This is a genomic window from Microvirga sp. P4_G7 (assembly GCF_056401005.1).
Map to the genome: position 1 here is coordinate 1 of NZ_JBFUKD010000099.1, position 8,499 is coordinate 8,499.

Consider the following 8,499-nt stretch of genomic DNA (forward strand, 5'->3'; position numbering starts at 1 on the left):
CGAAGCGGCCTTCCTGGCGGATCGAATCTATTGCATGAGCGCGCGGCCGGGGCGGATCGTGGCCGAGCGACATGTGGATTTCGCACGCCCGCGCGACATCGACATCACATATACACCGGCCTTCAGCGCTGTGGTTCAAGAGTTGCGCGGCCACATCGCCCACGCTCGCACGGCGAGCTGATGAGCATGAACAAGAACCATCACCTTGCCCTGGCGCCGTGGATCTTTACGATCGGTTTTTTCGCACTGTGGGAGATCGCCTGCCGTGCCTTCGCGATATCGAGCTTCATCCTTCCCGCGCCCTCGACGATACTCGCGGCGATCTGGGAGTACCGTTCGCAACTCGCTTTCCACGCGATGCACACGCTGTGGATGACGCTGGCCGGCTTTTCGCTCGCCGTCGTGTTCGGCCTCGGGCTCGGCATGGCACTCGGCGCCTCGCGCCTCATCAATGCGGGCACCTATCCGCTGCTCGTCGGGTTCAACTCGGTGCCGAAAGTCGCGGTGGTGCCGATCCTGGTGTTCTGGTTCGGCGTCGGTTGGGTCCCGCCGGTCATGACGGCTTTTTTGATTTCTTTCTTTCCCATCGTCGTGAACGTAGCGACGGGCATCTCCACCGTCGAACCCGAGATGGAGGACGTTCTGCGCGCGCTCGGTGCCTCCAAGCGCGATATCATCCTGAAAGTCGGCTTGCCGCGGGCCATGCCGTATTTCTTCGGCTCGCTGAAAGTGGCGATCACGTTGGCCTATGTCGGTTCCGTGATCGGAGAGCAAAATGCATCGAATGTCGGTATCGGCAATCTTCTGACACGCGCGTCGGCGGCTTTCGAAGTGCCGCTCGTGTGGGCGGCGCTCGTCGTACTGGCGGTGCTCGGCGTCGCCATGTATGCGGTGACGGCTTCCGTCGAACGCTCCATGACCGGCTGGGCTCAGCGCTCACAGATGGCGACCTGAAACATCATCGCCTTAACGAGAGCGGGTTGTCCGACAGCGCAGCCGCATCGGGTTGATCGATGCTGGGTTTGTGGAGAAAGGCGTTCCAGAGAGTCTCGATGGCGCTGCGATCGAGATCATCGACGATGAAGACGATGCGGCTGCGGTGGTCGTCACTCGGCCAGTTCGGAAGGATCGCCGGAACATGCACGACGTGCTGGACGCCGTGAATGACCACGGGGTGATCAGGGTCCTCGGCAAGCGCCACCAGTCCTTTCACTCTCAGAAGCTTGGCTCCCTGCGACGAGCGCAATAGGTCGAGGAACATGTCGAGCGAGGCCTGCCGGATTGGCTCGTCGCTCGTCATGCAATACGCACGAATGCGTGTGTCGTGACGGTTCACATCGTGGTGATGGTGGCCATGCCCATGCTCCTGATGATGGTGGTCATGCTGATGTGCGTGACTCTCCCGCTCGGCCTTTTCCACCTCCTCCGCCTTCAGCCATTCGCGCACGTCGGCGATCTTGCCGTCGAGCGTGAAGAGCCCGCCCGTGACGATGGCCTCGACTGGAGCATCTGCAGACAAAATGCGCGCGCCGGGATTGAGAGCGTGCAGGCGCTCGCGCAGGTCGTCGAGCGCCGGCGTGTCCTCCACGAGATCCGTTTTTGCCAGGACGATCCGTTCGGCGATCGCAGCTTGCTTGAGAGCTTCGCGATGTCGGTCGAGCGTCGCCGAGCCGTTGACGGCGTCGATCACCGTCACCACGCCCTCGAGGGCATACCGCATCGACAGATAGGGATGATAGAGCACAGCATGGAGGATCGGCGCCGGGTCGGCGAGGCCCGTGGTCTCGATGATCACGCGGCGGAACGGAGCGATGCGACCGTTGTCGCGCTTGCGCAGCAGGTCTTCCAATGTGGCGATCAGATCACCGCGCACGGTGCAGCAAAGGCAACCGGCGGCGAGGAGAATCATGTCGTCGTCGACGGTCTCGACGAGCAGGTGATCGAGGCCGATTTCGCCGAACTCGTTGATGATCACGACCGTGTCTCTCAGTGCGGGATCCTGCACCATGCGGTTCAGCAGCGTCGTCTTACCTGCACCGAGAAAGCCCGTCAGGATCGTCAGGGGGAGGGGTGGCAAAGGGCCAGCGGGCCGGTCGGACATGAGTTCAATCCGTGGGTCAGTTTAATCCGTGGGGACGAGAGGCGCGGACCGGGTCCGCTCCAGATAGACATTGGCGATGATGGCCCCGAGCACAAGAGCGATGCCGACGACCTGGATCGCAGACAACGTCTCCCCCAGAACCGCGACAGAGGCGAGAGCCGACACCACCGGTTCGATGCAATAGGCAATTCCCGCCGCGGCGGCGGAAATGCGGGCGAGCGCCAGTACTTGACAGAGAAAGCCGATCAGGTAGCCGCCGATCGTCATGACCACGGCAAAGGGTGCGATGGCGAGGATCGTCGGCGATTCCAACAGTCCCGTCACCGCGCCGATGAGCAGAACTGTCGGCAGGACGATGAGGTGCACCCAGAAGACCTTCGCGACCGTTTCGGTCTTCGGGCAGCGGGCTGCCGCGAAGAACTGCGTCGCCGTGGCAATTCCGGCTCCGGCCGCAAGCGCTAGTCCGCGCCAGTCGAGATCCTCGAAGACCGGCCCGACGACCAACACCACGCCGATGAGCGAGAGCACGACGACGCCGATGAGCGAGGGTGTCAGGCGCGTGCCGTCGACGAAGGGACTCGCGAGGACGATCAGGGTCGGGTAGGCGTAGAAGATCACCGTCGCCAAGGTCACCGGAATGAAGGCGACGGAGGAGATGTAACAGAGGCCGACGAAGGCCGTGGCGATGCCGAGCACGAGAAGGGTTCGCCATTCCTCCCGTGCGGCGACGAGTGAGCGGCGGAGAAACAGCACTGCCGCGATCGTCAGGCCGAGCATCAGCAGCACGCGGTAGACTACGATCGTCGGCCCGTTGATCCMGGCGAGGGAGGCGACGCGGGCGTAGACGATATTGAGCCCGTAGAGCCCAGCTGACGCTAAGGCAAGAACGAGACCATCGGCAGGGGACGTGGATTTGGGCATCGCGGCGCTTCCGGCGGGGCGACACCGTTCGCGCGGATCACGTCGGATTGCAAGACCCGCACGGACACCGCGGCAGGAGCGACCACGCTCGGCAAGGAGAGATCAGCGATTCCAGGAAGACCCTCGGCGTCTCAGTTCTTGTTCGCGGCCGGCTTGTTCGCCGTCGGCTTGGCCTTCGCCGGAGCCGCGTCGGATTTCTGCGGCTTCGCCTTCGGATCGGTCGAAAGCTCGGCGTTGGCGCCCGTCTTGGCAGTGCCCTTCGCAGTCGCCCTGCCCGGATCGTTCACCGGCTTCAGCGAAACCGAAGCGCGCTTGCCGTCCTTCTTGGGCACGACCTTGGCGCCGTCGTTCTCGTCCGATGCCACGGCAGCGTCGTTGGTGCCGTTGTCGTCCTTGGTCGCGTCCTTGGCCTTGTCGTCTGCCGTGCGGACTTTTTTCTTCTGCTGCTTCTTGGCTTGTTGGGCCTTGGCGGCGGCCTCCTCGGCGGCGGCCTGCGCTGCGAGTTCGGCCTGGCTCGGCGGATTGAGACCGACCCAGACCTGGACCGGGTCGACGGCGGAGCGCGGACCGAGCGTCGTGCGCATCGGCTGACTGCCACCGGCAAACGCGAAGACGTTCGAGGACGCGAGAAGATTGGGGGTCGTGATATCGGATTCGGAGGCGACGGTGGTCTGGTCCTCTTCCTTCGGCATCGGCCCCTTCCGGTCGCAGATCACGGGGCGCATGTCCGGCGGGCTCTGGATGCTGGAAGCGGGCAGGCCCTGGAGAGAATAGTTGGAATTGCTGGTGGGGCTGTTGAAGCCGAGATCGAACAGCTCGGCCGCTTTCATCGTCCGCTCGTTCGCCGAGGGGGCGCCGAGAACGACGGTGATCAGATGACGTCCGTTGCGTGTGGCGCTCGCCACGACATTGAAGCCGGCCGAGCAGATAAAGCCGGTCTTCATGCCGTCCGCACCCGGATAGCGACCGATCAGACCGTTGGTGTTGCGCATGATGCGGCGGCCGAACTGGATGGCGCCGATATCGAAAAGGTCCTGGTAGTCGGGGAACTGCGTCAGCAGCGCACGGGCCAGCACCGCCATGTCGCGGGCCGAAGTCTGGTTGCGCTCGTCGGGCAAGCCGTGCGGGTTGGCGAAATGGCTCTCCTGCATTCCGAGCCAGCGGGCCTTGGCGTTCATCAGGGCGGCGAAGCCCTCGATGGATCCGCCCAGATTCTCGGCGATCGTCGCGGCGACGTCGTTCGCCGACTTGACCATGATGATCTTGAGCGCGTTGTCGAGGCGGATCTCGGTTCCGGGCCGGAATGCCATTTTTGACGGCGGCAACGCGGCGGCGGCTTCCGAGACGGTGAGAAGCTGATCCATCCGGACTTGGCCCGATTGAACGAGATCGAGGGCCACGTAGACCGTCATCAACTTGGTGATGGAAGCGGGATACCACGGGTCGGTGGCGCGGTCGGCATGGAGCACCCGGCCCGTTTCCAGCTCGACCACGAGGGATGGACTGCCGGCGAAAGCCGATCCATTGGCGAGCGCGACAACGGCGAGGGCTGTCAAACGAAGGGCTCGACTCATACCCATGCGGAACGACTCCATACCTGAATAGTCAGCGGAAGGTTCAAACGCCCCCGCTCGGCGAGCGGGTCTATTTTTAACGACAGAGACGGGGTTTGGCTAGCGTGCGACCGACCACGGACTTGTGCGTGCACCCTTTCTAAGGGATTCCATGGCAAGAGAATGGCACGAACAAGAGAATGGCACGCGCCGCCGGGTTGAGATCCTTTTCATGTTGATGTCGTTTCTCTGGGTTCCCATCACCCTCGTGGCCTCGGCCGCACAGACTGGCCGCAACGCGACGCAGCGCAAACTCACCGAAATGATAGGCACGGTGGGCGCGACCCAGGTCCGTTTTCTCTACGGGCTGCCTTTTGCGCTTGCGGGCCTTCTTCTGGTGCGTCTCGTGACTGGTGAGAGCATTCCGCAGCCGAGCGGCGCCTTTCTGGCCTACGTGGCCGGCGGAGCGGGTGTCCAGATTTTGGCGACTGCGCTGATGCTGTGGGCCATGCGGGAGCGCTCCTTTTCGGTCGTGACCGCCTACACGAAGACCGAGCCGGTTCAGGTGGCCCTCTTCGGATTGATTATTCTAGGCGACCATCTGACTCCCCTGATCGGTCTCGCGATCCTGATCGCGACCGCGGGAGTCGTGCTGATGTCGGTCAAGCCGGGGACGCATCTCTTCAGCGCCGGAATCCGTCCCGTGGTGGCGGGGATGGGCTCGGGAGCATTCTTTGCCCTCGCCGCAATCGGCTTTCGCGGTGCGATCCTGACGCTCGATGAAGGTTCTTTTCTCATGCGTGCGACCACCACCTTGGCTTGGAGCTTGGCGGTGCAGACCGCGATTCTCCTGGTCTGGCTCGGCCTTTTCGATCGCAGGGCGCTGGTGGCGAGCTTTGGCGTGTGGCGCACTTCCCTTGGGGCCGGCTTTCTCGGCGCGTTTGCGTCTCAGTTCTGGTTTCTCGGCTTCTCCCTGACGACGGCCGCGAATGTCCGCACGCTTGCTCTCGTCGAAATCCTCATGGCGCAAGCCGTCTCGCACCGCTTCCTGTCGCAGCGCACGTCGCGGCGCGAAATCATCGGAATGGTTCTCATCGTCGCCGGAGTGGGTCTTCTCCTCGCGGGACAGACTTGAGCTGGTCGATTGATGTGGCTTGCGGGTTGGCCGCGTTCCCGGTTAGAAGATATGCAATAATCTAACGAAACATGCGGAACTTGCCATGTCGGACGTCAAACATTCCTATCGGTCTGTTCAAGTGGGAGACCCGGCGCCGTGGTTCACGCAGGCCTGCGCCGGCAATCCGACATACCATTTCGACATGGCGGCGGGTCGCTACGTCGTCCTGTGTTTCTACGGCACTGCATCGGACGCGCCCGGAGCGGCTACGCTGAACGCCGTCCAGGACGCCGACCGCGGCCTTTTCGACGACGAAAAGATCGCCTTCTTCGGCGTCAGTGTTGATCCTTCCGACGAGAAGGAAGGTCGAGCCAAAGATCTGTTTCCCGGGATCCGCCATTTCCGGGACTACGACGGCTCGGCATCGAGGCTCTATGGAGCCTTGCCGGGGGACGCTCCATCAGGCCCGTCCGGTCTGCCGTTTCGACGCTTCTGGCTCGTGCTCAATCCGACCTTGCGTGTCCGCGCCGTGTTTCCTTTCCAGGAAGACGGAGGCGATCGCGATCAGGTCATGGCCTACCTTCGCAACCTGCCGCCCGTCGATCGTTTCGCCGGGTTCGAGATCCAGGCGCCGGTCCTGGTCATTCCCGACGTCTTCGAGCCTGGCTTCTGCAAGCATCTGATCGGCCTCTACGAGGAACATGGCGGCGAAGAATCGGGCTATATGCGTGAAGTCGACGGGAAGACCGTTGCGGTTCATGACGCCAGTCACAAACGGCGCAAGGATTTCACGATCGAGGATTCGGCGTTGATCCAACAGGTTCAACGGCGCGTCATGCGTCGGATCAATCCGGAGATTCAGCGCATTCATTGTTTCACGCCGACGCGGATGGAGCGCTACATCGTCTCCTGCTACGCCGCTGAGGACGGCGGTCATTTCCGCGCCCATCGCGACAACACCACGAAGGGCACCGCGCACCGCCGCTATGCGGTGTCGATCAATCTCAATGCCGAGTTCGAGGGCGGCGAGGTCAGCTTTCCGGAATTCGGACCGCGTGGTTTCAAGGCGCCGCCCGGCGGAGCGGTGGTGTTCTCCTGCTCGCTGTTGCACGCCGTCTCGAAGGTGACGGCGGGTCGTCGATTCGCGTTTCTTCCGTTTCTCTACGACGACGAAGCCGCGCGGATCCGCGAGCAGAACAACGCCCATCTCGGCGAGGGCGTCGCCGCCTATCAGGCTTGAACGGCCGCGCGATTCAGCTTTCTCAGGGGTCGATCCAAGCGATCGATGATCTGCGCCTGAGGCTTCGCTTCGCCGGTAGGCGAGGGCTTTCTCCTCGATAGGACGAAAGGAACTGTAGGTCGGCCCCTGGCCGACCATCGCAGAGGCATTGTCGCGCCGCCCAGCGTGTCGGGACGCCGACACTCTGGCGTTTTCGATGATGCACACGGCGTCCTGTTGGCAGCGGAGGAACGATCWTGTTACGATATGATATATCGTTATAAATGAGATCGTGATGCCCCTGACCTTGACCCTGCACTCCTTCCACCGCGTCGGCACCGGCGACATCACGACCAGGATCTCCGCCGACGGTACTCAAAGCGGCGATAGTTTCGGATCTCGGATCACGCCCGATGGCCGTTCTGTGGTGTTCGAAAGCAAGGCTCGCCTGACGCCGGATGACAACGACAATCGGTATGACGCCTATCTACGAGACCTCGCGACCGGCGCATTCACGCGGCTCTCAGTCGACGGCCCCCAGGCCGGCGGCAGCGGCAGCGGCGGTGTTCAAATCACTCCGGACAGACGTTATGCAGTGTTCTCTAGCTCCGCTAGCCTGACCGCGGACGATACTAATAATCTACTCGACGTTTACCTGAAGGACCTTGCGAGCGGCGCGCTCACCCGTGTCTCCGCCGGTGGCAACCTCCCCGGCGACAGCTACAGTGCCCAGATCACGCCTGACGGACGTTTCGTGGTGTTCAAAAGTTCTGCCGGTCTGGCCCCCGATGACACCGACGATGTCTCCGACATCTATCTGAAAGACCTCACGACCGGCGCGCTGACCCGTGTCTCCGCCGCCGGCACCCCGGCCGGGAACAGCCACGACCCCCAGATCACGCCGGACGGTCGCTTCGTGGTGTTCAGAAGCTACGCCGGTCTGACCCCCGGCGATACTGACGATCGCTCCGACATCTACCTCAAGGATCTAACGACGGGCGCGCTGAGCCGCCTCTCCGCCGGCGTCACCCCGGCCAGCAATAGCTTCAATCCCCAGATCACGCCGGACGGGCGTCATGTGGTTTTCACAAGCGAGACCCGCCTGACCGCCGACGATACCAATGACCTTCACGACGTTTACCTGAAGGACCTCGCGACCGGCGCCTTCACCCTCCTCTCCGCCGGCGGAGCCCAACCCGGCAACAGTTATGTCCCTCAGATCACGCCGGACGGGCGCTCCTTGGTGTTTGCGAGCGATGGCCGCCTGACCGCCGACGACACCGATGATTCTTTCGACATCTATCTGAAAGACCTTACGAGCGGCGCGTTCACTCGCCTCTCGACTGGCAGCACTCTGCCGGAGGACAGCTTCAGCCCCCAGATCACACCTGACGGTCGCTCCGTGGTCTTCGAGACCTATGCCCGCCTGACTGCCGACGACACCAACAACCGTTCCGACATCTACAAGGTCGACACGGCTTACGCCCTCAATCGCCAAGCCATTGCCGAGGGGCGCTGTGTGGACGCGAAGCTCGGCGTCGGGGCGGCCGCGAAGGTCGAGGTGGCGTGGGGCGACGGGACGAGCGGC

Annotated in this window: 7 protein-coding genes and 1 pseudogene; 5 read left to right on the forward strand and 3 right to left on the reverse strand. The window is 63.0% G+C overall.

Annotated features, from left to right (window positions below; all coding sequences use genetic code 11):
• Positions 1 to 181: pseudogene (locus AC1DT3_RS06940) on the forward strand (ABC transporter ATP-binding protein); the annotation flags it as partial.
• Between the two features lie 5 nt (positions 182 to 186).
• Positions 187 to 954, forward strand: coding sequence for an ABC transporter permease (locus AC1DT3_RS06945; RefSeq protein WP_477464521.1), 768 nt, complete (start codon positions 187 to 189; stop codon positions 952 to 954).
• Between the two features lie 4 nt (positions 955 to 958).
• Here AC1DT3_RS06945 and AC1DT3_RS06950 read toward each other — a convergent pair whose 3' ends face one another.
• The 3 genes from AC1DT3_RS06950 to AC1DT3_RS06960 all read right to left on the reverse strand — a co-directional run bounded on the left by AC1DT3_RS06950 (position 959) and on the right by AC1DT3_RS06960 (position 4,602).
• Positions 959 to 2,101 (reverse strand): CobW family GTP-binding protein, encoded by a 1,143-nt coding sequence (locus AC1DT3_RS06950; protein WP_477464522.1) that lies wholly within the window; start codon positions 2,099 to 2,101, stop codon positions 959 to 961.
• Between the two features lie 21 nt (positions 2,102 to 2,122).
• Entirely contained in the window at positions 2,123 to 3,022 is a 900-nt protein-coding gene (locus tag AC1DT3_RS06955) for a DMT family transporter (protein ID WP_477464523.1), read from the reverse strand.
• A gap of 131 nt (positions 3,023 to 3,153) precedes the next feature.
• Positions 3,154 to 4,602, reverse strand: coding sequence for a D-alanyl-D-alanine carboxypeptidase family protein (locus AC1DT3_RS06960; RefSeq protein ID WP_477464524.1), 1,449 nt, complete (start codon positions 4,600 to 4,602; stop codon positions 3,154 to 3,156).
• A gap of 205 nt (positions 4,603 to 4,807) precedes the next feature.
• On the opposite strand from AC1DT3_RS06960, the gene AC1DT3_RS06965 reads away from it, so the two are divergent.
• From AC1DT3_RS06965 to AC1DT3_RS06975, 3 genes are all read left to right on the forward strand, one after another.
• Positions 4,808 to 5,710, forward strand: a complete 903-nt coding sequence (locus tag AC1DT3_RS06965) for a DMT family transporter (protein WP_477464527.1) — start codon at positions 4,808 to 4,810, stop codon at positions 5,708 to 5,710.
• Between the two features lie 85 nt (positions 5,711 to 5,795).
• Positions 5,796 to 6,932, forward strand: a complete 1,137-nt coding sequence (locus tag AC1DT3_RS06970) for a 2OG-Fe(II) oxygenase (RefSeq protein WP_477464525.1) — start codon at positions 5,796 to 5,798, stop codon at positions 6,930 to 6,932.
• Between the two features lie 274 nt (positions 6,933 to 7,206).
• On the forward strand, positions 7,207 to 8,499 hold a 1,293-nt coding region (locus AC1DT3_RS06975; RefSeq protein WP_477464526.1), incomplete at its 3' end, for a TolB family protein.

Bases quoted from the DNA above. Each gene is read 5' to 3' on its own strand.
- AC1DT3_RS06945 (WP_477464521.1), top strand. From the start codon at position 187: ATGAACAAGAACCATCACCTTGCCCTGGCGCCGTGGATCTTTACGATC.
- AC1DT3_RS06950 (WP_477464522.1), bottom strand. From the start codon at position 2,101: ATGTCCGACCGGCCCGCTGGCCCTTTGCCACCCCTCCCCCTGACGATC.
- AC1DT3_RS06960 (WP_477464524.1), bottom strand. From the start codon at position 4,602: ATGGGTATGAGTCGAGCCCTTCGTTTGACAGCCCTCGCCGTTGTCGCG.
- AC1DT3_RS06965 (WP_477464527.1), top strand. From the start codon at position 4,808: ATGTTGATGTCGTTTCTCTGGGTTCCCATCACCCTCGTGGCCTCGGCC.
- AC1DT3_RS06970 (WP_477464525.1), top strand. From the start codon at position 5,796: ATGTCGGACGTCAAACATTCCTATCGGTCTGTTCAAGTGGGAGACCCG.